General features: G+C 43.5%; 21 protein-coding genes. 14 read left to right on the forward strand and 7 right to left on the reverse strand.

Going from position 1 to position 24,182, the window contains the following annotated elements; all coding sequences use genetic code 11:
• Nucleotides 1–19: 19 nt before the first annotated feature.
• The 4 genes from IGJ17_RS00850 to IGJ17_RS00865 all read right to left on the reverse strand — a co-directional run bounded on the left by IGJ17_RS00850 (nucleotide 20) and on the right by IGJ17_RS00865 (nucleotide 3,859).
• Complete coding sequence (locus IGJ17_RS00850; protein WP_008376519.1) at nucleotides 20–1,330, reverse strand: PTS sugar transporter subunit IIC; 1,311 nt, start codon at nucleotides 1,328–1,330, stop codon at nucleotides 20–22.
• A 159-nt stretch (nucleotides 1,331–1,489) separates the two neighbouring features.
• Entirely contained in the window at nucleotides 1,490–2,248 is a 759-nt protein-coding gene (locus IGJ17_RS00855; protein ID WP_005232695.1) for a MurR/RpiR family transcriptional regulator, read from the reverse strand.
• A gap of 57 nt (nucleotides 2,249–2,305) precedes the next feature.
• The gene (locus tag IGJ17_RS00860; protein ID WP_005232693.1) at nucleotides 2,306–3,232 is read right to left on the reverse strand and encodes an ROK family protein; all 927 of its coding nucleotides are present in this window, start codon (nucleotides 3,230–3,232) and stop codon (nucleotides 2,306–2,308) included.
• A gap of 75 nt (nucleotides 3,233–3,307) precedes the next feature.
• Nucleotides 3,308–3,859 (reverse strand): GNAT family N-acetyltransferase, encoded by a 552-nt coding sequence (locus IGJ17_RS00865; protein WP_086316757.1) that lies wholly within the window; start codon nucleotides 3,857–3,859, stop codon nucleotides 3,308–3,310.
• Between the two features lie 321 nt (nucleotides 3,860–4,180).
• On the opposite strand from IGJ17_RS00865, the gene IGJ17_RS00870 reads away from it, so the two are divergent.
• The 4 genes from IGJ17_RS00870 to IGJ17_RS00885 all read left to right on the forward strand — a co-directional run bounded on the left by IGJ17_RS00870 (nucleotide 4,181) and on the right by IGJ17_RS00885 (nucleotide 7,470).
• Nucleotides 4,181–4,549 (forward strand): YxeA family protein, encoded by a 369-nt coding sequence (locus IGJ17_RS00870; protein ID WP_016619558.1) that lies wholly within the window; start codon nucleotides 4,181–4,183, stop codon nucleotides 4,547–4,549.
• Between the two features lie 295 nt (nucleotides 4,550–4,844).
• A complete protein-coding gene (locus IGJ17_RS00875) occupies nucleotides 4,845–6,191 on the forward strand; it encodes an amino acid permease (RefSeq protein WP_429961020.1) in 1,347 nt (448 codons plus the stop codon).
• A 106-nt stretch (nucleotides 6,192–6,297) separates the two neighbouring features.
• Nucleotides 6,298–6,726, forward strand: a complete 429-nt coding sequence (locus IGJ17_RS00880; RefSeq protein WP_008376507.1) for a DUF1761 domain-containing protein — start codon at nucleotides 6,298–6,300, stop codon at nucleotides 6,724–6,726.
• Between the two features lie 243 nt (nucleotides 6,727–6,969).
• Entirely contained in the window at nucleotides 6,970–7,470 is a 501-nt protein-coding gene (locus IGJ17_RS00885; RefSeq protein ID WP_429961021.1) for a hypothetical protein, read from the forward strand.
• Nucleotides 7,471–7,578: 108 nt separating this feature from the next.
• On the opposite strand, the gene IGJ17_RS00890 is transcribed toward IGJ17_RS00885, so the two are convergent.
• Nucleotides 7,579–8,715: a serine protease gene (locus tag IGJ17_RS00890; protein WP_429961022.1), complete on the reverse strand. Its 1,137-nt coding sequence runs from the start codon at nucleotides 8,713–8,715 to the stop codon at nucleotides 7,579–7,581.
• A 421-nt stretch (nucleotides 8,716–9,136) separates the two neighbouring features.
• Between IGJ17_RS00890 and IGJ17_RS00895 the strand changes: the two genes are divergently transcribed.
• From IGJ17_RS00895 to IGJ17_RS00905, 3 genes are read left to right on the forward strand one after another with little or no spacing between them, the layout of a single operon-like run.
• The gene (locus tag IGJ17_RS00895) at nucleotides 9,137–10,453 is read left to right on the forward strand and encodes a hypothetical protein (protein WP_429961023.1); all 1,317 of its coding nucleotides are present in this window, start codon (nucleotides 9,137–9,139) and stop codon (nucleotides 10,451–10,453) included.
• Between the two features lie 45 nt (nucleotides 10,454–10,498).
• Complete coding sequence (locus tag IGJ17_RS00900) at nucleotides 10,499–11,884, forward strand: hypothetical protein (RefSeq protein WP_429961024.1); 1,386 nt, start codon at nucleotides 10,499–10,501, stop codon at nucleotides 11,882–11,884.
• 4 nt (nucleotides 11,885–11,888) lie between these two features.
• Nucleotides 11,889–12,641 carry a hypothetical protein gene (locus IGJ17_RS00905; RefSeq protein WP_429961025.1) on the forward strand — a complete coding sequence of 251 codons (753 nt, stop codon included), beginning with the start codon at nucleotides 11,889–11,891 and terminating at the stop codon, nucleotides 12,639–12,641.
• Between the two features lie 89 nt (nucleotides 12,642–12,730).
• Here IGJ17_RS00905 and IGJ17_RS00910 read toward each other — a convergent pair whose 3' ends face one another.
• On the reverse strand, nucleotides 12,731–13,660 hold the full coding sequence (locus tag IGJ17_RS00910; protein WP_429961026.1) for a methyl-accepting chemotaxis protein: 930 nt from the start codon (nucleotides 13,658–13,660) through the stop codon (nucleotides 12,731–12,733).
• Nucleotides 13,661–13,878: 218 nt separating this feature from the next.
• On the opposite strand from IGJ17_RS00910, the gene IGJ17_RS00915 reads away from it, so the two are divergent.
• From IGJ17_RS00915 to IGJ17_RS00935, 5 genes are all read left to right on the forward strand, one after another.
• A complete protein-coding gene (locus IGJ17_RS00915) occupies nucleotides 13,879–14,838 on the forward strand; it encodes an alpha/beta hydrolase (RefSeq protein ID WP_429961027.1) in 960 nt (319 codons plus the stop codon).
• 253 nt (nucleotides 14,839–15,091) lie between these two features.
• On the forward strand, nucleotides 15,092–16,744 hold the full coding sequence (gene alsS / locus IGJ17_RS00920; RefSeq protein ID WP_010748583.1) for an acetolactate synthase AlsS: 1,653 nt from the start codon (nucleotides 15,092–15,094) through the stop codon (nucleotides 16,742–16,744).
• A gap of 18 nt (nucleotides 16,745–16,762) precedes the next feature.
• Entirely contained in the window at nucleotides 16,763–17,479 is a 717-nt protein-coding gene (budA, locus tag IGJ17_RS00925) for an acetolactate decarboxylase (RefSeq protein WP_005232672.1), read from the forward strand.
• Between the two features lie 301 nt (nucleotides 17,480–17,780).
• Nucleotides 17,781–19,211 (forward strand): catalase, encoded by a 1,431-nt coding sequence (locus IGJ17_RS00930; RefSeq protein WP_005232671.1) that lies wholly within the window; start codon nucleotides 17,781–17,783, stop codon nucleotides 19,209–19,211.
• 16 nt (nucleotides 19,212–19,227) lie between these two features.
• Complete coding sequence (locus IGJ17_RS00935) at nucleotides 19,228–19,491, forward strand: hypothetical protein (RefSeq protein WP_005232670.1); 264 nt, start codon at nucleotides 19,228–19,230, stop codon at nucleotides 19,489–19,491.
• A 183-nt stretch (nucleotides 19,492–19,674) separates the two neighbouring features.
• Here the strand turns inward: IGJ17_RS00935 and IGJ17_RS00940 are convergent, their stop codons facing one another.
• Complete coding sequence (locus tag IGJ17_RS00940) at nucleotides 19,675–21,168, reverse strand: helix-turn-helix domain-containing protein (protein WP_429961028.1); 1,494 nt, start codon at nucleotides 21,166–21,168, stop codon at nucleotides 19,675–19,677.
• Between the two features lie 591 nt (nucleotides 21,169–21,759).
• Between IGJ17_RS00940 and IGJ17_RS00945 the strand changes: the two genes are divergently transcribed.
• Nucleotides 21,760–23,277 (forward strand): peptidoglycan DD-metalloendopeptidase family protein, encoded by a 1,518-nt coding sequence (locus IGJ17_RS00945; RefSeq protein ID WP_005232667.1) that lies wholly within the window; start codon nucleotides 21,760–21,762, stop codon nucleotides 23,275–23,277.
• A 496-nt stretch (nucleotides 23,278–23,773) separates the two neighbouring features.
• Complete coding sequence (locus IGJ17_RS00950) at nucleotides 23,774–24,178, forward strand: hypothetical protein (protein ID WP_429961029.1); 405 nt, start codon at nucleotides 23,774–23,776, stop codon at nucleotides 24,176–24,178.
• Nucleotides 24,179–24,182 lie beyond the last annotated feature (4 nt).

A 24,182-nucleotide genomic window follows, 5' to 3' on the forward strand; every position in this document is an offset into this window, starting at 1 on the left:
CCTCGACTCATTCGTTTGCTTATAATTCTACTTTTTGGGAACGGTTAGAGGCGATCACGAATGGCAAATAGATTAAGACCGAAATCGCAAGACAAACGACACCGACAACCGCAGCGATCGCATTTCCTCCAGTTCCTAAAAAGAGATTAATGATTCCGGGGGTCGTCCATGGTACCCCAATCGCTGGGGTCGGCATGATCGGCCAGACAACAGTGACAAAATAACCCACTAAAATATTGACCATTGGCGTCAAAATAAACGGAATGATCATGATTGGGTTCAAGACGATCGGTAGACCGAAGATCATCGGCTCATTGATTTGGAAAATTCCTGGAACTAAGGACATTTTAGCGATCTCACGTTGTTCTGGACGTTTTGAGGCGATGAAAATCGCAATGATCAAGCCCAATGTCATACCAGTACCGCCCATATTTGCGAACATATCATTTAAAACGCCCCAAGTTTCTTTGTAAGGAACATCCCACAAGGAGCCGCCTTGGTTGATAAAGTCTAGGTTAGCTAGGTCCTGTTCGGTAAAAATCGCTGAACGAACCGCATTCAAAGTATTTGGTCCATGGATCCCGATCGCAAACAACGTAGTTTGCAAGAACGCCAAGATCAAGACACCGACGACATTGCCCCCCAGATCCCGCAATGGACTTTGGATCCCATTATAAATCAGTTCATTGATGCCTTCTGGCGCGATCATCAAAACTAAGAAATTGATCAAAGCAGTGACTGCCACGATGATCACGATCGGAATCATGCCAGAAAAGGAGCGAGAAACTGCTGGTGGTACCATTTCAGGCATTTTTATCTGCAGTCGTTTGACTTTGAAAAGCTTCGGCAAGAATTCACCGACCAAACAAGCCACAATCATAGCTACAAACAACCCTTGGGCGCCTAAATATTGTGTGGAGATCACATTGACATCATCTACTGCAAAGGAGGTCGGGTACAAGATCATAAAGGCAGCGACACTTGTCAAACCAACTAGCGTAGCATCTGCTTGGAAATGCTTGGCTAAAAGCTGAGCAACAAGAAACGCAATAAATAAACTCATAATGTTGATGGTCCCGTTCGCCACGGAAGCTAGGACTTGCTGGGCACTTTCCAGATTCGGGAAAAGTCGATTCAGTTGAAATAATTGCACGATGAAACTTTCATTGGAAAATAAAATATTGTTGACCAAAATAACGAGAGAAGAAGCGATGGTCAGTGGGAAAATCAGCATGAATGCATCCCGGATCGCTGCTACGTGGCGTTGATTGTTCAACTTTGTTGCGATTGGTACCAACGAGCGGTCTAACAGGTCATTGAATTTTTGCATAATAATAACACCTTTCCTTAATTGATGCCATCATTATAGCGAATGAAAGCGGCTAAAAGTAAGCGGATACGGATTCCGTACATATCTCTCAAGAAATGAAAAAAATTCCGCATCCGGAACACAGTGTTACAAAAAAAGATGGTTCAGTAAACTGAACCATCAAGGGTTGGAACGATAATCTTGTAAATAGCCGATCAGTGTTTCTAAAATCGCTACTGAAGGCAATTGACTAGTCAAATCAAGAAAGATGTCTTTGCGTTCCTCTTTGATCGCATACTCGATCGAATAATCGCACAGGCGTGCCAACGTACTTTCCCGATTGGGGGTAATGCAATATTTTTGCACGATCGCTTGATTGTCTAAACCGGTAATGACTTCGATCAGTTCTTTGGTTTCACCAGAGACACTCAGAAAAACCAAAACATTTTTTTGATCTTTTCGCAAAAAGCTTTTGATTGGGTAGGTCAGCTCATCAATGCTGATACTAAAGTAACCGAGACTGGCTAGCTTGCGGGCAACGTATTGCGCGATCGCACCGGATGCCCCCATCCCCATAAATAAGATCAAATCGGCATCTCGCATCGCTTCGGCAAGTTTTCGTATTTGGTATTCCGCATCAGGGTGGAAGATCTGCATATTCAAGCCTTTGATGCGCGCTTCTAAACCTAAGTGTTCAGGATGCGCGTCAAAATGGGCTTTTTCTAAATGATTTTTGATATAGAAGCGAAATTCTGGAAACGACTGAAAGCCGACTTTTTGAATAAAACGAAAGACCGAAGTCGAAGAGACATGAGCATCATCGGCAATGTCGCGCACACGCATATACGGGATCTTTTCTAAGTGATTGACGATAAAACGGTAGATTTCTTGTTCTACCGCAGAGAGCTTGTTCAAGTTTAATTGTTCAAAAAGCGCCATGCTGGTTCCTCGCTGTCCTAGATAATCAATTTACACCAGTATAGCATATCCGAACTTTTAACGGTGCAGCTGTTGGTGGATCTGATAGACTGCGCCGATCAAGCCGGCATCGTTTTTTAGCTTCGCTGGACGAACAGGCGCGATGGTTTGTCCGCGCAAATAATTAATCGCTTCATGCCGTGTTTCCGTGATCGTCAAGCGAGCCTGCAGGCGTTCCCAGAAATAAGGATTGGCACTGATGCCGCCGCCGATCAATACCAATTCTGGATCAAAACAGCTGATCAAATTGATCAACCCTACAGACAAATCCGTTAGAAATTGGTCCGTCAGCTTCAACGCCAATGCTTCGCCTTGCTGCGCGCGGTCAAAAATCTCTTTGGCGTCTTGGGTGGGTTCAAAGCCAGGAACTGCTGCGCCAGATAAATTGTAGAGGCGAATCAAGCCGCCCACGACGGCAGTTTTTTTATTGATGGAACTTTCCTCGATATTGCCTTCTTCTGGCAGCTGATCGATCACCATCCAACCAAATTCACCAGCCATGCCATGAGCACCTCGGTAGACTTGATTATTGATTACGATCCCACCGCCTACACCAGTGCCTAGGACAAGACACAAATAGTTGGCTACCTCTTGCGCATTCCCGATCCATTTTTCAGCAATCGCTGCTGCATTGGCATCATTTTCCACCGCCACCGGCAATCCTGTACGCGCTTCCAAGACTGCTTTAAAATTTTCACCATATAACGATTTGATGGCTCCAGCCGTTAACATAAAGCCGTCTTTTTGAACGATCCCTGGGGCACTGATCCCAATGCCATCAATCGTGTGGCGGCTCTGGGCATCTTCGATGATCGTGAGTAGATCCTGATAAAACTGGGCTGGCTCATAGCTAGTGGGGATCGCTGATTTTTCAAGGATCACTCCGGTTTCATCTAAAACCCCATATTTAATACTTGTTCCGCCAATATCAAATCCTACGTACATTCTTCTTCCTCACCTTTCAAAACATTGTTGCCTTAAGTGTACCATCTGGCAGGAGGAATTTTTTTCTTTTTTCAGCTATTTTTTGACAGCCGTTTCCGCTGCATCCAAATAAAACAAAATGTCACTTTTGCCTTCCTGATTGGTTCCGTTGTACACCTCTGTATCCAGGCCTCCGATACGAAAGCCTGCTCGCAAGTAAAACAGACAGGCAGAAGGATTGTTGTCCTGCGCTTGTGTATAGATGCCGCGATAGTCTTTGGCAAGGGCCGCTTTCAGTGCCTGTTGGATCAACAGTTGACCGATTCCTTGCTTGCGGTAGTCTGTGTTGACCTTTAAGTCATAGAGGTACAGATACTTGAAAAAAGCGTCTTGAACGATCGCTAAGCCGATGCATTTTCCATCATCATAAGCACCGATAAACAGACTGTTTCGGCTCATTTCATCATAGCAATAATTTTCATCTGGGAAACGCATCGTCTGAATGTCTTCAGGTGCAAATTTACAGATCGTGTACTGCCAGTTGCCCTCATTATAAGACGGCAGCATTTTCCCCCATAAGGAGAAGGGTTCGTTTTTCAAGCGGATATCAGCTTGGTGTTCTTGATCGATCAGTTTGATTTCTAGCATGGGACACCTCGATTTTCTATAGTTTTCAATCATGAGTATTTAAAAGTAAGTTGTTGCAGTTTAGTTTACTACAAAGAATGAAAAATCACGATACTTATTAAACAGTCTGGTCTTCCTGTGAGAAGGGACGTTTTTGTAGGAGTAACTTAGTTGTTTGTCTATACATTTAGGTGGAAAAAGCAGGAAATATTCCATTGATACCTTAGTCACAATGACCGACGGAAAAATACGTCTTAAGTTTGATTATATTTATCGCTTGTTTTTTTATACTGAAGGTAGATAGAAAAAACGGAGGACAATCACTTGAAAAAAGCAATTAGTATGATCCTGCTCGTGTTAACGATCGGGACCGTCACATTGGTTACATGGTCTTATTTTACGAAAGATGATTCCAGCGAACTGGTTCAGCTGGTGGATCGTTTCAATCCTTTCGTACCGGAGAAAAAGGTTTATGTCAAAACATCCGATGAGTATGGCGTGCCGCAAGAACATGATGCCTATGAATATACGCAAGAAGGAATCAATGAAGATGGACAAAAAATAAAAATCACGTTTTGGGCACCACAAAAATTAAAAGAAAATGCCTACCTAGAGCTTGATGCAAAGGGCAAACATGTGGAGTCGTATCAAGAGGTGACCGAGCAAGATCTCCCTGACGCTATCAAAGACGAGTTGGTTACGACCCATTGATCATCGAGCCTGCTTGAAGAAACGGACAGAAAGTCATTTCCCACATGTTGGGAGATGGCTTTTTTAGTACCTTCACCTAAAGAAAAGTTCGCCAAGATTTGATTTGGGTGAAAAAGATTAGAGGATGATAGAATTTTCAGAAAAAATAGATAATTTTTTCAATTCTTAGTTGCAATAGTAGAAACGTCTGGTATTCTCTATGAGGTAGTTAAAAAAAATCATTCATATAATTAAAAATAGCAACAGTGAGAGAATCACCGTGTATGAAGGATCAACGGTTTTCGAGGAGGAACGTATGACAGAAAAAAATCAATTAAAAAAACAGATGAAAACCAGACACATCACTATGTTGGCACTAGGTGGCGCAATCGGTGCCGGCCTATTCAAAGGCAGTGGGGAAGCGATCCAGTTAGCGGGGCCTGCGGTCTTGCTAGCGTTTATTTTTTGTGGGATGATCTTATTTGTCGTCATGACAGGACTGGGACAGTTGGTTTTATCTGACCAAAAACAACATGGCCTTTCGGGCTTAGTCCAGCCGTATCTTGGCTTGCATACAGCTGATTTCATTGATTGGATCTACTGGTCAATGTGGATGATCAACATCATCGCCGAAGCAGTTGCTGCCGCAAGCTTTTTGCAGCTGTGGTTTCCCAATATTCCAGCTTGGATCTTTGTTTTGATTTTGGCACTACTCACGACCATCATCAATTTGTTTTCGGTCCGCTTGTTTGCAGAAACGGAATACTGGCTTTCGTGGGCCAAAATCAGTGTGGTGATTGTGCTGATCTTGGTGGGTCTCTATCTGGTTGCCACGCAAGTCTTTGATCTGGGCTTTTTACCGACGATGAGACAAATGACAGACTATGGTGGTTTTGCCCCTCACGGTCTCAAAGGATTTATCAATTCTTTATTGGTCGTAATCTATTCGTATGGCGGTTCTGAGTTAGTAGCCATCACGATTAGTGAAGCAGAAAATCCAAAAAAAGCGATCCCTCAAGCAATCAAAGGAGTAATGACTCGGATTGCCGCTTTTTACATCATTCCCATGTTTCTTTTACTGATCATTTATCCGTGGAATCAATTAGCAGATCCAAATGTCAGTCCCTTTGTAATGGTGTTTCAAAAAATCCATGTGCCTTTTGCTTCCGACATCGTTAATTTAGTGATCATTTTGGCCTTGTTTTCCTCCATCAATTCTGGGGTCTATGCTTCTTCAAGAACGTTGTTTTTCCGGTTAAGCAACAATGGCCAGAAAAAAAGCCGTTTCACGATGCTGAATAAAAACAGCGTGCCCCAACGAGCGATCATGTTTTGCAGCGGTACTTTATATCTTGGAGTCGTTCTTTCTTACTTTTTAGGCGACAAACTCTTCAATTATCTGGCAGGCTCCCTGTCGTATACTGTATTACTGATTTGGTTGTTGATCAGTGTGGCGGCGTTTGTTTTGGTACGCAAGCAGAAGAAAATGGGCTATACGATTTTTTTGGGCGGGGCGATCCTTGCGTTGCTTTTGCTGTTTGCCGGTATCTTGATCACTAACCCATTAGCGGTTACAGGTTTCACCGCATTGCTGTATACGATCATTTTTCTTAGTTTTTATTGGAACCATCGAAAAATAGGGGACACCAGTGGAAAAAGTTGAAGAACCTTCCCTTAAGGCATAAACTGATGGAGAAGGAACAGCCCGCTTGGCTATTTTTTCGCTTCTCAGGAACATGGCTAAAAATAAAGTATAGGAGAAAACGAAAATGGTTAATTTTTGGACATTGATTTTCGGCACCCTCAGCTGGGTTGTGGTGGAAAGTCTGCTTTACAACCCGATGCATAAGTGGGGCAAGTTTTGGGCGAAAGAATCAGGAATGGCAGAGAAGATGGACGGTCAGCAGATGACGACCGGTGACATGCTCTTTACCTTTGGCGGCACGATTGTTGGTGGGATTCTCTTATCGGCAGCGACCTATCAAGTCGTCTATTGGTTTGCAACATTCGATCATGATGGTTGGCTGATGACCTCCTTGCAAGTCGCTTGCTTATTGTGGCTAGGGGTGTATGGGGTCGCCACCTTCGTGATGGCTGTTTACTCGGGACAGTCCCGTAAATTAGTTGGGCTGCACCTTGTGAATGGGTTTCTAGGAGTGATCGTTTTAGGGCTTGTTGTCGGACTAATTGGACAATAGGCAGCGATCATATCCCAGCGAGAACGTTCAAAGATCTCAATGAATCAATCCTAAAGAAAGCCGATCTTGTCTCGACAAGGTTGGTTTTTTTGCGCGTGAAATTAATCTCATTATAAAAAAAAGCTATAAAAGCAAATTGTTTATGCTATACTGAAAATAACTCAACTTGACAGGAAACACAAACCCACGGGTTTGCGAAAAATCATGAAAGAAGGGTACTTAGGGACAACGAGGAGGGGAAAAATGAAAACGAAAAGCAAGTTAGGTAGAAGAATGTTTGCTACCGTTTGTTTGGCGGTGCTATTTTTTGGGGCAAGCTGTAGCCGCTCAGGGGTTGACTCTGCAGCTACAAATCAAGTATTGACCAATAGCAACAGTCATCAACAAAATGCCTTGTACGTTTTGGAAGATGGAAAGCTCACCGTCAATAAAACGCTGAGTTTTTTGGTCGATCCGAATCAGGAACCTGCGGACTTGGTAGAAGAACAAGAGGCGCAATTAGTGCAGATCAACGAAACACTGCAAGCAGAGTTTCCCAAAAGCAAAGCACTGACTGCGGCAGACATCGGCACTATGCACACCTTTGAAGTGACAAATGCCCAAGTGATCATTGATCAAGAGAAAAAGGAAGTGCGCATGACTGGCGATGATTTTGAGAAAGTATTCAAAATGGTGGACAACAATGACAAGCGTCTGATCGATGATGAACAAAACGAGTACGAGTTTTCTTACGATGAGAAATAGCAAGTGACAAAAAAGCAGCTGCCTCCGACGAGACAACCGCTTTAGACTGCAGACAAACCTTAGACAAAAATGAGGTTTGTCTTTTTTTGTTGTAAAATTTAGTGGCTATTACGGAAAACATTTTGCGCAAGGAGTAAGTCCGCGACTTTGCGCTTCTGCTAAAGTGGCAGGCGTGTAGGTACCGTTGCCGCATTTTCTCGTATGATATTTCGAACCTGTTGGTGTAACGAGGACCGACGTTTGGGCTTGATTGCTAGCAGCGACTGGCTGACTTTGTTCTGGCACAGCGGCGGCTGCCTGCCGTTCTTCCTCCGCCTTGGCTTGAGCGGCTGCTTGTTCGTTGGCAGCGATCGTTTGCGCCACTGTTTTTGTTCGAGTAGCTAATTCCTCATCGGGGGTCTTGAGACGAGCGACAGCATCTTCTGCACGAGCAAGGGTATCTTTTGTCGGCTCCGCCTCTGCCGCTTCCACCGCTTGGACAGCTTCTGCAACGAGTGCTTCTGCTTCTTTCTCAGAAATCTTAGTTTCTACAGTGGATAACCGACTTTCAAACGTTTCCTTGTTCAACACCGCTTGTGCGACCAATTCTTTTGCCTGATCGAAATCCTTGCGCTCAAGAGAAGCTTCAGCGGTATCAAGGGCTTTGCCGATGGCAAGGTGTTCTTCAACTACAGCTAGCCGGGTAGCAAAATTTTCGTAGGTTTTACTTAAAGCATGAATCAGCGTCACGGCTTCGTCATAATTCTTTTGGTTTGGCTGGGTTTCGGCAAGCGCCAGTGCCGTCTCAGCTTTTTCGAGTGCTGCTTGTTCTTGTCTTTCAGCTTGTAAATTCGCTAGAAATGCGCGAGAAGGTTTGACGGTGACGACTTCTTCTTTGGTGCTTCCACCCATTGAGGCTTGGAGAGTAAATTCCTGTTCCTCTTCATCTTCAAGTTGCACGGTGTAAGAAAATGTTTCGTCCGCCAGCGAAACCTCCACCCCGTTGATCGTCAGTTGCGCTTCTGGATTGGTTTGCCCAGTGATCACTGCTTCACCTTGCTCATTCGTAACCAGTTCTGCTTCATCTACGTGAAGCTCCGGTGTTGCTGCTGGAGTCATTAGTGCTCCGCCAATCAATAAGAGAAAACCACCCATAAAAATAACGATTTTGTTGCGAAGCGGCTTTTTCTTGATCAAACTAAGAACAAAAAAGATTCCGCTTACAACCATTGTTAAAAAACCAATAACAAAAATAAATATCTCCATAACTTTTTCCATTTCCTTTCTTGTGAATAGTTTAATTATAACATTTTTCCTAACTTATCCGCCATTAATAACTGGCATCAATAGTGATGAGAGTAGTAGGGAGGACTAATCGTCAATCAATATTTATTTTTTATCAATAATAAATAGATTTACCTTATTTTTTGTTATAAAATGATACATAAAGAACTATTTTGTGTTTGGGTTGCCTTTTCCAAAAAGGCACTTGATACCAATACACTTGTTTGCTTTATCACTAGAAACAGATGCTTGAACCAAAAGGATTGAAACGAGCAAACATCTGCAAATCAGCAGTTTCCTTTTGTTCTTTCCCCCAAATAACACCATAAAAAAGATATTCCCCCTCACTTGCAACCAAGCCACTTCATTGATAAGAAAATCAGTATGTGCAAAAGGAGAAGCAATGAAAATCACACAAATCCAATGTCCCAGCTGCTTGGGTCAGTTAACCGTTGACTGGGAGACAGGAAAAGCAGTCTGCCAGTATTGCTTAACTAAGTCAGTCCTACATTCGCCGCCAAAACAAACGAAAGAAGCTTCGAATGAACAAGCTCCCGTAGTTTTTCAAGAAGTCAAAGAAGGGTTTTATTCGTTTACCTTTAATGAAGACGAGGTAGCAAATGCCTTGAAAAAATGGCTGATCCAACAGGAATCAGTTCCTGAGGACATTGTCGTTCATCTTGAAGTCAGCGAGGTAAAACGATATTTTATTCCGATTTATGAATTTCAGGTGACCTATACGATGCACTGGGAGGGGGCCTTTGGCTACGATACCCATTCCATTGCTTGGGACGGCTCGCATACGACCACGTGGGAAAAGAAGCGCGGCGACCATCCAGATGAGACGGTCATACTCTATCAATGCGGCAGTTCGGAGGTGATCGAACAAGAAATTCCTCAGAGCTTTGAGGTCAATGATGAAATGAAAAGAAAACCGCACTTTAATACCGATCAAAAGGAATTTCAACAGCTAGTCTCAGCACATGCTATTCATGTTTTTCCCTTTGATATTGAGCAAGAGCAGGCGCTCTTTGGTTCTGAAAAACAAGCGGAATTGAGAGCTCATGCGAATGCGGTGATCCAGAAGAAAGAATCTGCCGATCATCTAAAAGAGCTGCACCTAAATCTTTCCCTGATCAGCTGTGCTACAGAAGAGCTCTACTTTCCCCTGTATATGGGCACCTTCAAGTACCAAGAGCAATCCTTTGAATTTGCGATCGACGGCAAAGATCCTGACCGAATGAAGCTGCCGATTATCCCACAGTGCCAAGCTACCTATCAAACGGTTGCGAATTTTTCAAAAGCTCGTAAGGTTTTTGGCTGGTCCTCCGTACTCTTTTTTACGTTAGGTGTGCTCCTGATGATCTTGGCGCTATTCATTTCTGAATGGATCCCTTTAGGAAGAGTGTTCAGAGCTGTCATAGGGGGGATTGTCATGAGTTCCCTGCCAACTGCCGTCTATTGGATAGTATCGGGGATAGTGTTGCACTTTCTAAAAGAACAGTACCTCAAAACAGCCCAAAAATTTAGAGATGAGTGCCAAAGAGAATTATTAGGTAAGAAAACGACCGGGGCAGCTTTGTTAGCAAACTACGAGAAGCGTGGGAAGCACCTTGCAAGAATCAGGAAATTTTATGAATGGCTCGATACGCTCGCTTATGTGGTCGTGATCGCTACCCTTATTTGGAATATTATTTGGAACATTCGTCGGTTTTTTTGATAAGCCATCTTGTTGAAAAAAATGATTCATAAAAAAGGAGAAAAAATGAAAATCACACAAATCCAATGCCCCAGTTGCTTAGGGCGTCTAGAAGTTGATTGGGACTCAGGAAAAGCAGTCTGTCAGTATTGCTTGAATGAGCTGTTGATCAAACCAGAACAAAAAAAACAGGAACAAACAAAACAAGTCGTCTCGCTGAAAGAGTTGTCACGCATTCAAGGGACCGTCAAAGAAGGATTTTATCCGTTTGCCTATGATGAAAAGGCATGTGAAGCGGCGTTGAAAAATAGACTAGCATGGCAAGACACCATCTCGGAAAGTATCTTTTTTGAGCTAGAGATGGTTCATCTAAAACGTGTATTTATCCCGATGTATTATTTTCAAATTGCTTATGATGCTCAAGTGAGAGGGAGCTATGTCCACGAGGAACAGCAGAGGGGGAGTGGGCGCATTACTGCCGACATTTCTTTACATAACAGCGGGAATACAACAATTTTCAATGAATATTTCCCTACAGATACCCAAAAAGAAGCGGATTACAGTATCAATGGTAAGCTGCCGCTGCATCTTCAAAAAGGAGCCGCCTATTGCACGGATATGCAGCAGTTTTCGGCACTTAGCCAAGGCGTTCAGGTGCTGCCCTTTGATATTTCCAGAGAAGCGGCACTCTCTGATACCCATCTAATGGAAGTCTTTGAAGCAAAAGCCAAAGACCATTTGGTGGGAGCAGATGTTGCCAATGAGGTTCAACTGACTCTTTTTCCGAAACAATGTGATACGGAAAAACTGTATTTTCCTTATTACATTGGCGAATTCAAATACGGAAACCAAACCTATTCTTTCGTGGCTGATGGCACCGATGCTGAACGCCTTTTTCCAACCCAGCTCCCTGAATGTGAACAGCTGGTGCAAGTGAAAAAAAGTTTTTCGAAGACCAGCAGTGTCCTATGGCAGTTCTGCTATACCTTTTTTTCATTCGGAATAATTTCAGGGACCCTTTTAAATTTTATTTTTGGTGGATTTTTAATGCCTGCCGTTGCCTTTAGTTTGATTGGCACATCGATCGTGCTTTTTGTCATTTGGCTAGTAGTTTCATTTTTTTTGATTACGCAAAAAATCAACTTCTTTAAAGAACATAAAAAGTTTAAAAAGGATCTGAATCAAGCACTCAGTCAGCCACAGGCAAATCAAATAGCTATTTTGCAGACATTTGAAGCCCGAAAAAAGAAACTCGTCCGAAAGACAGTATTTTACAGTGGTCTGGAAAATATGGCGTATGAATTCGCATTGATTCTCTTCTTAGCAATATTGGTTTGGTATTTTGGCTTCTACGGCTTGTCTTTTGTCATGCTGCTGGCGTTTGTCAGCTGGAATGCGATCCGTATTTTTACAACGAATAGCTCTGATCGATGCATCAAAACGAAAGGATGATCTCATGGATATCATTCCCATTCAATGTCCCCATTGTTTAGGGGAACTAGAAGTAAACTGGGGTGTCGGCACGGCGATTTGTCTGTATTGTCGTGGGAAAATGGTGATCAAATTGCCCTTTGACCACGCCAAAATTGCCCAGTCCAGTCCCCTGACGGACAAACAGCTTGCGCTGACCCAGCTGGCGGCTCTTTTGAAGAAAATCAGTCTGCCATCTGCTGCTCTTAGGGAAAACGCACCATCAGCCGACGTTTTCGTTGGACAAGAGCAGCCAAAACTAACGTCAAGAAACCAGGCGTCTCCGATTCAAAGGGCGCCCATCCATCAGCGCAACCAGCGGCAAAATCGTTTGAATGCTTTTTTTCAAAAACAAAATTTTTTGTTCTATTTTTCTGGAGAAAGACAAGTGCTACCAAGGCAATGGCAAAGACAAGTCCTCGCTAGTTTTCAAGTGCCTGAAACGGAGACCCCTCTTGCGTTGCTAACGTCAAAGATGACTGGCAAGAAAGCGAATGCGGGACTGCTTTTTGGCGTTGAACGAGTGTATTTGTGCACGTACGAAAAGAAAGAAAAACGAATAGTCAGTTTTTCCTGGATTGTTTGGAAAAACCTCGGTTTTGAGGTCCAGCATAAAATGTTTAGTAGCTTTTTGGTGATTCAACAGGAATATCGTGTTCCTCTTCAAGCATTGGGCTTTGCGACCCAATCATTTTTGCAAGAATTACAGCAGTTGCTGCAAGAGTGGGAGACTGGCTAGTGCTGAGTATCGATGAAATCAAATAGGGAATCAATTTATTGGTCAAAAAAACAAAGAGAGCGTCGCAAACAGCGGCGCTCTCTTTCACTTCATGTGGTTTCCAACTCAGCATTGTTGGTCTCTGTTAAATACTCGGCTTCATCGTTTAAAAGACTGGCCGTCGTTCGCAGCGTGTCGTAAGAATGCAAAACGGCAGCGAGACTTTTTTGCGAATCACTGATTTTCATAGTCGTCGACTCGGTACTATCTAACACGACTAAGGCTTGTTGGTTGATGGCTTGCATGGTTGCGGCAATGGTTTGGGTCAACTGCTTGGTCTGTTCGGCTAATTTTTGCATTTCATCGGCAACTACCCGAAAGCCAGCTGCTTGTTCGCCGATCCGTGCTGTTTCGATGGAAGCGTTGAAGGATAGCAGTTTGGTTTGTTGTGCAATGCGGTCGATGTCATGCAGCACCGCTGTCACCTGTTGGCTATCCATTTCTAAGGCATGGGTCGTTGCTTGATTTTGATCAGACAGCCGTTTGACTTGCGCCAAGTTCTCTGACAAATGATCGACTTGCTGATGCCCGTTGGTAGAAAGTCGTGTCAGGGAAGCAGCACTTTCTTGCACTTTTTTGATAGTGACCGCTAAGGCTTGTTCTCTTTGGGTAATGTCAAAAGCGATTTTGACGACGTTGACGACTTCTTGCTGCTCATCGAGGACGGGAAAGTAGATTCCTTCTAAAATCAGTTTTTCTCCTTGTTTGTTTTTTCGGATGATTTTGTCTTGAAACCGTTGCTTTGAGTACAGCAGTTGATTCCAAAAAGCTTGGTAATCCGTACTGGCAGCATAATGGTCAAAACAAAAGGTCCGATGCGGCAAGCCAATGATTTCTTCTTGGCTGTACCCTAGGATATCAGTCATGTTGGCATTGGCGAAAACAACTTCTTTTTGCGGATCAAAGACTATGACAGCGAGTTCTTGAAAAATAGCAGCGAGCAGACGGTTATTTTGTGTTTCATCTAATGTGAATTTCATACGTACTTACCTACGCCTTTCAGTTTTTTGGGAAGTTTACACAGCGAGTGTCTTACAGTTATCGGTCATGAAGGCAAGGCAGTTAAGAGTGCAAAAACCACCTTTTTTGTCGAACAAAATGCTTGGAAACAGAAGAAAGCAAGATTCTTTGCATCAGAATGACTTGGTGGTACCCTTAAGATCAACACGAACGATTTCAAACAAAAGGAGAGAATCGTATGACAGATAGAATTTCGTTGGAAAAAGCAGCCGTTGAATTTAGTGAGGCAAATGCACCGCACCCACGGATCTATGAATTACCGCCAGAAGAAGGGCGCGCACTCTTGGAACAAGTCCAAGAGTCACCCGTCAATAAACTGGCGGTTGAGATAGAAGATCAGACCGTAGATACAGGCGAGTGGGGGGCCATCAATGTTCGTTTTGTTCGTCCCGAAGGAAATCATGCGATTCTCCCTGTTATTTATTATCTCCATGGCGCTGGCTGGGTCTTCGGCAGTGCCGCAACTCATGATAAATTGATCCGTGAATTGGCGGTACGAACCAACTCGATCGTCATTTTTCCTGAATACAGTCGTTCGCCAGAAGCAAAATACCCAACGGCGATCGAACAAAATTATGCGGTCTTGCAGCAATTACCGGGATTTATCGATGTCAAAGGCTTAGACCTTACCCGTTTGACCGTGGCTGGCGATTCCGTAGGTGGGAACATGGCGACTGTTATGACCTTGTTAACGAAAGCCCGTGGTGGCATTCCGATCGCACAGCAATTATTGTTCTATCCTGTGACAGATGCCCGCTTTGATACGCCTTCGTATGAAGCATTTGGCGAAAACTATTTTCTGACCAAAGAAGGGATGCAATGGTTCTGGGATCAATACACGACGGATGAAACACAGCGGAATCAAATTACCGCTTCTCCTTTACGAGCGACCAAAGAGGAGTTAGCCGATCTGCCACCAGCGTTGATCATTACGGGGGAAGCAGATGTCTTGCGGGATGAAGGGGAAGCCTATGCGCAGCATTTACGAGCAGCTGGCGTGGAAGTTACCCAAGCACGTCTGCAAGGAATCATCCATGATTTTGTGATGGTCAATGCGATGGATCAGACCCAAGCTGCACGAGCTACCATGACACTGGCTGTCGGTTGGCTGACGGAAAAAAATGTCCCAGCAGAATAAAAAACCGACAAAAGAAGCTTCTTTTTAGAGGTGTTCTGATACAGTAAAGGATTTATGGGGTGGAGCGATCCACTCCTTTTTTTGTCGGAAAAATGGAAAGACATACACCTGCGGTCTGAAGCAGATGCAAACGCTCTCTAAAAAAATACGTTTTTATAGTACAGATATTAATAAGTGTTTTTCGTTGATAAATAAATAGAAAGTGCTATTATATGTATTGTGATTAATACAGTTTTTGAAAAGAGGTAATACAGTGAGTGCAAAAGGATCAGAAATCATTGTTGAAAGTTTAGAAAATCATCGGGTGCCTTATATCTTTGGGATTCCCGGTGCAAAAATCGATGGCGTATTTGACGTGTTGAGTGATCGGGGACCAGAGTTGATTTTGGCACGACATGAACAAAACGCGGCATTTATGGCACAAGCAATCGGTCGCCTGACAGGAGAGCCAGGAGTCGTCATTGCGACAAGTGGACCAGGAGCCAGTAATTTAGCGACTGGGTTGGTCACGGCAACTGCCGAAGGTGATCCCGTCCTGGCACTAGCAGGCCAAGTGAAGCGTTCTGACCTTTCAAAATTGACCCACCAAAGCATGAATAATGCGGCATTGTTTGCGCCGATCACGAAATTCAGCAGTGAAGTCCAAGATCCTGAAACCCTTTCTGAAAGTATTGCCAACGCCTTTCGCATCGCAAAAACAGCGAAAAAAGGGGCGAGCTTTTTATCCATTCCTCAAGATGTGACGGACGGAACCGTTCAAGGGGCAGCGATCAAACCACTATCTTCGCCTAAATTAGGCAGTGCCGATGCAGAAGATATCCAGGCACTCGTCGATCGGATCAAAGAAGCCAAGCTGCCTGTCCTACTCTTAGGGATGCGGGCTTCAGGCGTGAAAGAAACACAAGCGATTCGTCAGTTAGTTGCAAAAACTGGGTTGCCTGTCGTAGAGACCTTCCAAGGTGCTGGAATCATTTCTCGTGAATTAGAAGAGCATTTCTTTGGCCGCGTCGGCTTATTCCGCAATCAGCCTGGTGATATGTTGTTGAAACGCAGCGACTTAGTGATTGCTGTAGGGTACGACCCGATCGAATACGAAGCCCGCAACTGGAATGCGGAAAAAGATGCCCGCGTGATCGTTATCGATGAAGTACCGATGGAGATCGATCCATTTATGCAGCCAGAAGTTGAACTGATGGGCAGTATCGCGAAAATTATTGAACAACTATCAAAAGCCATCGATCAGTATCACTTGAGCGAAGACGCCCAAAACTATTTAACGACGCTGCAAACCAAACTCAATGAAAAACCAGCGGATGTCGAAGGCAGTAACAATACCTTGCATCCCTTGGAAATCATCGATGCTTTGCAACAAGAAGTGACCGACGATATGACGGTAACGGTGGATGTCGGCAGCCATTACATTTGGATGGCCCGTCATTTCCGTAGTTATGAGCCACGGCATCTGCTCTTTAGTAATGGCATGCAGACCTTAGGAGTCGCTTTGCCATGGGCGATCGCTGCAGCGCTCGTGCGACCAAATACTCAAGTGATCTCTGTATCTGGCGATGGCGGCTTCTTGTTTTCTGCCCAAGAGTTAGAAACAGCTGTCCGTTTGAAACAAAACATCATTCACTTGATTTGGAATGACGGTACCTACAATATGGTGAAATTCCAAGAAGAAATGAAATATGATCGTGCTTCTGGGGTTGATTTTGGACCCGTTGATTTCGTAAAATATGCCGAAGCGTTTGGTGCCAAAGGCCTACGGGCAACCACTAAACAAGAATTGATGGCAGCCATCGAAGAAGGCTTTGCAACGGATGGTCCAGTGATCATTGATATCCCTGTGGATTATTCAGACAATGCCGATCTGGGCAAAACGATCCTACCTGATCAATTTTATTAAGACCAAAGGAGCAGCAAGATGAAAGTGAAAAACAAAAGTTATTTATATCAGCATGGCACCCTAGGTGGGTTGATGCAGGATTTAATGGATGGCACGGAGCAAATCGGCAAAATGCTTGAATATGGCAATTTTGGGATCGGTACGTTGGCTGGTTCCAATGGTGAAGTGATTATTTTAGATGGTGAAATCTACCATGTAGACGAGTCGGGCAAGGTACAAGTGCTCCAAGGAAATGAAGGAACCCCCTATGCGGCAGTCGTTGATTTTTCTGCGGCGAAGCACCTGCAGGTCAGCCAAGAAATGACCGATGAAGAAGTGAAAAACCACGTCCTGACAGAAGTCAGCCCGAATTTGTTTTCCGCTGTCAAGATTCATGGGGTATTTACCAAGATGCACGTCCGCGTTGCCCCAAAGCAAGAAAAACCGTACCCAAAATTCATTGAGATCATCCAGCATCAGCCGGAATTTCAAGCAGAAGATATCAGCGGAACGATCGTTGGGTTCTTTACCCCGTTGTTGTTCCACGGTGCTGCGGCTGCTGGTTTCCATCTGCATTTTATTAGTGATGATCGCACATTTGCTGGACATGTCTTAGACTTTGAAGTGGCAGCTGGTGAAGTCGAATTGATGGAACTAGCCGAATTTCGTCAGCATTTTCCTATCGACAACCAAGACTACTTGCAGCGGGAGATCGATGTCGCAAAAATCGCCAAAGATATTGAAGCTGCCGAATAAGCAGCAGGCAGCAAAAATAATTGATCGCCAGTAGAGTGGTCTCGGATCGAATGGAACGCAAAAAAGCAGTGAAGCCAACGCTTCGCTGCTTTTTTGTGCTTTCTTCTATTCATGCGGATTGCTGCAAAACCTGGATGCTTCGATAGAAAAGCTGGAAAATAGTCAAAAATCTGAAATAATTCCTACTTATAAGCAAATAAATTGATATATTTTAAGAATAATGATAATTTTTGTACTAATTAGAAGTATTTTGTTGAGAGTAATTGCACTTGACTGATTTTATAGAGAAAAGAGGAAAGATATGAAAAAAAAGTTGACGACTGCGCAAGGAGCCAGTGTAGCGGATAACCAGAATTCTTTGACAGCGGGGCGCCGTGGCCCAGTGTTGATTCAAGATGTCCATTTGCTAGAAAAACTGGCACATTTTAATCGTGAGCGGATTCCCGAACGGGTCGTTCATGCGAAAGGTGCGGGGGCTCATGGGGTCTTCCGAGTAACAAACGACGTAACGATGTACACGAAAGCGGCGTTTCTTTCAGCCATCGGGAAAGAAACGGAGATGTTTATTCGCTTTTCAACGGTTGCCGGAGAACTAGGGTCTGCGGATACGTTGCGCGATCCTCGGGGGTTTGCGGTTAAATTTTACACGGAAGCGGGGAATTATGATCTCGTGGGCAATAATACCCCGATTTTCTTTATTCGTGATCCGTTGAAGTTTCCTGATTTTATCCATACCCAAAAAAGAGACCCGCGAACGCACTTGAAAAATCCAGAGGCGGTATGGGATTTTTGGTCCCATTCACCGGAATCCCTCCATCAAGTCAGCCTGTTGATGGGGGATCGGGGCTTACCGGCAACCTTTCGTCATATGCATGGGTATGGGAGCCATACATTCGCTTGGCTCAACGCAGAGGGAGAACGCTTTTGGGTGAAATATCATTTTCGGACGGATCAAGGCATTATGAACATGAGTGCGGCACTCGCAGCAGAACTTGCGGGAAGCAATCCTGATTATCATATTGAAGATCTATATAAAGCGATTGAGGCAAAGGAGTATCCTTCTTGGACACTCTATGTTCAAATCATTCCCTTTGAAGAAGGTTGGTCAGCTGCCGTCAATCTTTTTGATGTGACCAAAACAGTCTCACAAAAAGACTATCCGCTCATTGAAGTGGGACGAATGACTTTGAATCGCAATCCAGAGAACTATTTCAACGAAGTCGAGCAAGTCACTTTTTCACCGGGCAATATCGTTCCAGGGATTGATTTTTCTCCGGACAAACTATTGCAAGGTCGGCTGTTTGCTTACGGTGATGCGCATCGTTATCGAGTTGGACCCAACAGCAGCCAGTTGCCGATCAATGCGCCAAAAGCGCCTGTCCATAATCACCAACAGGACGGTTTCATGAATACCAAAACGAATTCTTCAGGGATCAATTATGAACCGAACAGTTTCGATGGCATCAAAGAAAACCCGCATGCCAAGGGCATCCACTATTCGTTAGAAGGAGAGATCGGTTCCTTTGATTACGATGAAGACTATTATAGCCAAGCAGGTGATTTTTATCGTTTGCTCTCAGAAGAAGAACGAACACGTTTAATTCAAACGATTGCGGGAAGTTTGGGACAGGTTCAAAATCAACAGATCAAAGAACGGCAGGTCATGCATTTTTACCGTGCGGACCCAGAATACGGCAGACGAATCGCTGAAGCGATCGATGTGAACATTTAAGAAAGGAGGAAAAAGAATGTTACTTTTACATGTAGTTTTTGGTCTTTTATCTTTTGTCGGAGCAATGATGCTGGGGGTGGCCTTTAAAGGGCAGCTGCGAGAGCTTTCAAGGCTTCAGCAATGGGCAGTCGGTTTGAGTTATACGGGCACGCTGTTGACGGCGATTTTGGGGATCTTGTCTGCATCTTCTCATCCAATCATCGTACTCATGACCCTCGTAGGCGCACTGGCTTTTACGAAACGGACATTTTTAAGTGCAGATCAATCCAAAGAGCAATGATTGCTGATAGTAGCGGCGTAGAAGGAAAAAGCGTACTTGATTCATTGGAAAAGTCCCATATAAAGCTGCTTCCACTAAAAAAGAACAGCTTTATATGGGAGGATTAGTCAGGCGTTCGTTTAAAGGCGACAAGGAAATATCAATTCTCTTTCTTTGGAGAAGCGGCGTGAATGATTGGAATTACTACGTATTATCAAGAACGACCAACCGCAAAATTCTCGGATTGATTCGATTCAAAAGATAATTCCAATCGGCAGCGTCGGGTATTGATTTTAATAAGACACTTTCAACATCCAGTAAGTATTCAGTGGCGTATTCGGAGTAGTTAGTAATGAGAAAATTAATGTTTTTTTCTTTTAAATACTCGTGGGAGAGTTCGTTTGAATCAGGGTAGTACATTTCATGATAAACGCCAAGATATTTTCGGATAATACTTTCGGCGTACTCACAAACATACTCGTTACCTTCAAAAATAACAGCTATAGTTCTCCGTGTGCCCCAATTCTCTTCAATGATGGCTTCCATGTGGAAGGTGAGACTTGCACAAAAATCATCCAAATGGTCGAAAGAATAGAGTGTTTTCACAAGAGGATGTGAGAGCAAAAACTGGCGATTTTTTTTATATTCAGCCGCAAATTTTTCTTTGACGAAAGCATTCAAATCATCGATGTTGACGTTCATCGTTGGCGATAACAACTCACGAAGCTTGAAAATAGTGAAGAATGACTCTAACCAAAGCAAATCTTTTTGTTCATCAAAGCTGTTGCCGCGATTTTGGGCATAGAAATCAGCAGTGATCTGTTTGATCGCGGGCCAGTGGTTATAGTTAAGACAAAACACTTTGCTTGTTTCTAGATCGGTGTTGAGTTTGCGACGACAAATGATGCAAGTCAAAAGATAGATTGCTTCTTCTTGAGGAAACTCAAAGGTAAAATAACGCTGGATAATCTTTTTAAGGTCCTCATAATTTGAAAGTAAACCATTTTTTTTAACTAACTCGCTTAGTTCTGGAGAGGGGGCAGCAAGTAAACCGCGTTTGCTGCGCTCCACGCTAATATAAAGGATATAAGCAAAATAAGAAAACGAAGAGCTCTGTAAGGCCTTCGTTTCCAAAAGGTCAGTGATTTCCATCACCGCATCTTGTACATGGATCGAGGGAAATAACGTGTGGACATTAATGTCAGACTCGTAGTAAAAAAGACAGAAAAATTTTCGTATATCGATCTCCGAACCTGCCAAAGAGACGGGATCCGTTTTGATTTTTAAACAGAAAGGGGATAAAAATGGCTGTATTTTCCGGAAGTAGCTGATCAGCGCTTGTTCAGAAATATTAAGCGTTAAGCTCCAATCAAAGAGGGTTTGCTGCTCATCATAAAAAATACTTTCTAAAATCTGGAAAATCGGTTCATCTTTTATCAATTCTTGCTTTTGCTTTCGATACCTATCATGATCGATTTCTTCAAAAAGATACCCGATTTTTGCTGTATGGATCGCCATAGCCCCTTTAAAATACTCTCGCAAGTTAGCAATGTCAGTAATCAACGTACGCGTACTGCTCTCGGTCACTTCAGCGAGTTCTCCCAGTGTACGGGAGGGACTTTTCTCAAATTCATTCAACAATTGCAGCCAGCGAATCAACGTACGATTTCGCATGAATTTTAATTGAAATGTTTTCATGTCAGCCTCCGAAAAATAAGTTTAAATAATTATAGCATAATCATTTACACAGATAATGAAACGTTCAACTGTTAGGCGTTCTTGCCACAGTGCCTTGAAGGCTCTGACTACCAGTAGAACATTTCCGGGAATATCAATCGTTCACGGTAAGTATAGCAAGGACCTGAGAAACCAATTGCCAAAAATCATACATAAACTTGAGAAAACGAAACGCTAATAGAAAGGCTCCAAACGCTAAATAAAAAGCTAATGAAGTAAGAAAAGACGATAAAAACACAGTTGTTCAACTGGCAGGTGCCCATTTGAACAACTGTGTTTTTTTCTGATGACGCCAGAGGATCTTAGGCAACAGAAAGTAAAAGCTGCAACCCAGACTCGATAACGAATTGGATGCAAAACGTGATCCTTTACTAGTAGACCCATTCTTCCAACAACTCGTTCTCTTTGACAAGCACGGGAGTCATTTGCTTGAGTCGAAAAAACGAAGCGTAGTATAATAAAAGAGAATTGATATTTATTTACTATTTGGATGACAACATGTTTTTTTGATAGAGGTTGTTAAGTGAAAAAAGGAGAGAAAGGAAATCGCCTATGAAGCATTCGCAAAAAGGGGTAGCGCTTCTTTTGGTTTGCGGACAACTTTTAGCTGGTGTGCCAGTTTCAGCTGCGGTTGTTGCATCGGAAGGTACGATCGTTGCCCAAACATCAGAAACAGCTGCACAAGAAAGTGACAGTAGCAGCACAGCAGGGACGGTTGAAGAAACTGCTCCAGCAGGGGAAGGACAAGTGTCCGATTCGGAGCAAGGATCGGCACCTGTAGAAAGTGTACCAGAAGGATCTGAGACAGCGCCGGAGGGAACAGAGCAAACCGAAGAACCAACCCCAGATCCCCAACCGACGCCAGAACCGAAACCAGAGCCGAAACCAGAGCCAGAACTACCGAGTAAGCCAGAGCCTTCTCAGCCAGAAGAACCAACCCCAGCACCGAAACCAGAAAAACCAACGAAGCCTGAAGCGCCCAAACCTGAGACGCAGCCAGAGAAGCCCCAACCGTCAGAACCTGTAGAAACGCAACCGACACCAGAAGCAAACAGTGATGCAAGTCAAGAAACACCGGCGGCTGTGTCTCCGATCATACCACCAAGTACCCAAGCACCAAGCGGGCCAAGTCAATCCGATCCTATAACGCAGCAAGGTAGCGAAACGAGCTTGACGGTCACACCAGTAAAAGAAGTGTGGGATTTTATCCAAGAAATCGGCGAAGATGCCCGAGATATTGGCTTGAAAAATGATTTGTACGCTTCTGTCATGATTGCACAGGCTATTTTAGAATCAGGTGGCGGTCAAAGCAGATTGAGTCAGGCGCCGTACTTCAATCTCTTTGGTATCAAAGGAACCTATCACGGACAGGGTGTTGCCTTTCGGACACAAGAAGATGATGGTTCGGGAAATCACTATACGATCACGGCAACGTTCCGCCAATATACTGGGTACAAAGAGTCATTGATGGACTATGCTCGTTTGTTGAAAGAAGGGGTCGGACAGCAGTCTGATTTTTATAAAGGTGTATGGAAATCAGAAGCGGCTTCTTATCAAGAAGCTGCCCATTATTTGACTGGTCGGTATGCCACTGATACCGCGTATGATCAAAAGCTGACCGCATTGATCGAAGCCTATGCGTTGACCCGTTATGATCAGAAAAAACCTGATGTGACCGCAAGTGAGACGTATCTTTTTCCTGTTGAAAAAGCCGTTGTCACTTCTACTTTTGGCCCACGTTGGGGAAGCTTTCATCGGGGCGTTGACTTTGCCGCAGCGTTTGGGACACCCATCATGGCGAGTCAATCTGGAACGGTCATCCGTTCAGAGGTTCATCCTTCTTGGGGGAATTATGTAGCGATTCTCCATGAGGACGGGATGACGACACTCTATGCTCACAATCAACAGAACCTTGTGAAGGTTGGTCAACAAGTGGAACAAGGAGAAACGATTGCGCTCATGGGTAGTACGGGCAATAGCACAGGCGCACACCTGCACTTTGAAGTCAGTGCATCGCCTAGCTTGAGCCAAGCGAAATTGGTCGATCCAATCGCTTTTTTAACAAAATAAGGATTGCCGAAAAGAGAGTATCGTGGATACTTTCTTTTTTTGTCTTTTTCCAGCAATTTTTTGGGAGCAACGATTTTAATTTTTTTTTCATGAAAACCGAAAAAATGTTTAAAAAAATCGTGCATAGATTCTTTATAATTTTCACATAACCGTAACAGTTGCTAACCCATAAACTGGCGTGAACAGATCGGTCAGCCAGCAGCACAAATGGTAGGTTCGAATGCTATTGATGATGAGCGGAGAAGCAAAATCGTTACAGTTATTACCCCTACGAATAAAAACTTGCTAACGAAGTAGGGGAGCGAATAATCAGGAAGTGCATCAATTATAAGTCTACTCCTTTTTTTCTAATCAGTATTGATCGTTGAAAAGAACTAACAAGAAATGATTAACCATAAAAAAGTAGAAGAGATAAATGAGCTGCTCTTTTTTTCTGTTAAACGAAAAGAATGTTTTACACAGTGATGCATAAAATAAAAAAAGAGGGGAACATTTTATGAGAATAAATAAAACGGATTTTGAGGCAGTGATGGCCAATAGCGAATTTTTAGACTATTACTGTCAATTATTTGAACAAAACGGTGAACGATCCGTCACAGATAAGCAATTAGAAAAATTACACTATTTGATTCAAAAGCAGGTGGCACTAACGATTCAAAAGAATGCGAGCTATTCCTTTTTTACACAAACATACAAGCTGCCGCAAACACTCGTAAAGGATTACCAACTGTTAGCGGAATGTACCGAGATGCTTTCAAAAATAGAAATGGATCAGTTGATACCCAAACAATTTATTGAACAGGACTTTAACGTGCAGATGAAAAAAGTAAGTCAAGAAACGCAATATGAACAGCTTTTAAACATCATGACAGACACATTTAGACAAATAAAGAAAACATAGGTGA

This window comes from Enterococcus sp. DIV1096b (assembly GCF_050498765.1).
In the GTDB taxonomy this organism is placed as follows: Bacteria; Bacillota; Bacilli; order Lactobacillales; family Enterococcaceae; genus Enterococcus_D; species Enterococcus_D entomosocium.

Coding starts and splice junctions, on each gene's coding strand:
- IGJ17_RS00950 (WP_429961029.1), top strand. CDS start 23,774: ATGAGAATAAATAAAACGGATTTTGAGGCAGTGATGGCCAATAGCGAA.
- IGJ17_RS00895 (WP_429961023.1), top strand. CDS start 9,137: ATGAAAATCACACAAATCCAATGTCCCAGCTGCTTGGGTCAGTTAACC.
- IGJ17_RS00945 (WP_005232667.1), top strand. CDS start 21,760: ATGAAGCATTCGCAAAAAGGGGTAGCGCTTCTTTTGGTTTGCGGACAA.
- IGJ17_RS00880 (WP_008376507.1), top strand. CDS start 6,298: ATGGTTAATTTTTGGACATTGATTTTCGGCACCCTCAGCTGGGTTGTG.
- IGJ17_RS00905 (WP_429961025.1), top strand. CDS start 11,889: ATGGATATCATTCCCATTCAATGTCCCCATTGTTTAGGGGAACTAGAA.
- IGJ17_RS00860 (WP_005232693.1), bottom strand. CDS start 3,232: ATGTACGTAGGATTTGATATTGGCGGAACAAGTATTAAATATGGGGTT.
- IGJ17_RS00890 (WP_429961022.1), bottom strand. CDS start 8,715: ATGGAGATATTTATTTTTGTTATTGGTTTTTTAACAATGGTTGTAAGC.
- IGJ17_RS00930 (WP_005232671.1), top strand. CDS start 17,781: ATGAAAAAAAAGTTGACGACTGCGCAAGGAGCCAGTGTAGCGGATAAC.
- IGJ17_RS00885 (WP_429961021.1), top strand. CDS start 6,970: ATGAAAACGAAAAGCAAGTTAGGTAGAAGAATGTTTGCTACCGTTTGT.
- IGJ17_RS00915 (WP_429961027.1), top strand. CDS start 13,879: ATGACAGATAGAATTTCGTTGGAAAAAGCAGCCGTTGAATTTAGTGAG.
- IGJ17_RS00850 (WP_008376519.1), bottom strand. CDS start 1,330: ATGCAAAAATTCAATGACCTGTTAGACCGCTCGTTGGTACCAATCGCA.
- IGJ17_RS00940 (WP_429961028.1), bottom strand. CDS start 21,168: ATGAAAACATTTCAATTAAAATTCATGCGAAATCGTACGTTGATTCGC.
- IGJ17_RS00855 (WP_005232695.1), bottom strand. CDS start 2,248: ATGGCGCTTTTTGAACAATTAAACTTGAACAAGCTCTCTGCGGTAGAA.
- IGJ17_RS00900 (WP_429961024.1), top strand. CDS start 10,499: ATGAAAATCACACAAATCCAATGCCCCAGTTGCTTAGGGCGTCTAGAA.
- budA (WP_005232672.1), top strand. CDS start 16,763: ATGAAAGTGAAAAACAAAAGTTATTTATATCAGCATGGCACCCTAGGT.
- IGJ17_RS00865 (WP_086316757.1), bottom strand. CDS start 3,859: ATGCTAGAAATCAAACTGATCGATCAAGAACACCAAGCTGATATCCGC.
- IGJ17_RS00935 (WP_005232670.1), top strand. CDS start 19,228: ATGTTACTTTTACATGTAGTTTTTGGTCTTTTATCTTTTGTCGGAGCA.
- IGJ17_RS00875 (WP_429961020.1), top strand. CDS start 4,845: ATGACAGAAAAAAATCAATTAAAAAAACAGATGAAAACCAGACACATC.
- IGJ17_RS00910 (WP_429961026.1), bottom strand. CDS start 13,660: ATGAAATTCACATTAGATGAAACACAAAATAACCGTCTGCTCGCTGCT.
- IGJ17_RS00870 (WP_016619558.1), top strand. CDS start 4,181: ATGATCCTGCTCGTGTTAACGATCGGGACCGTCACATTGGTTACATGG.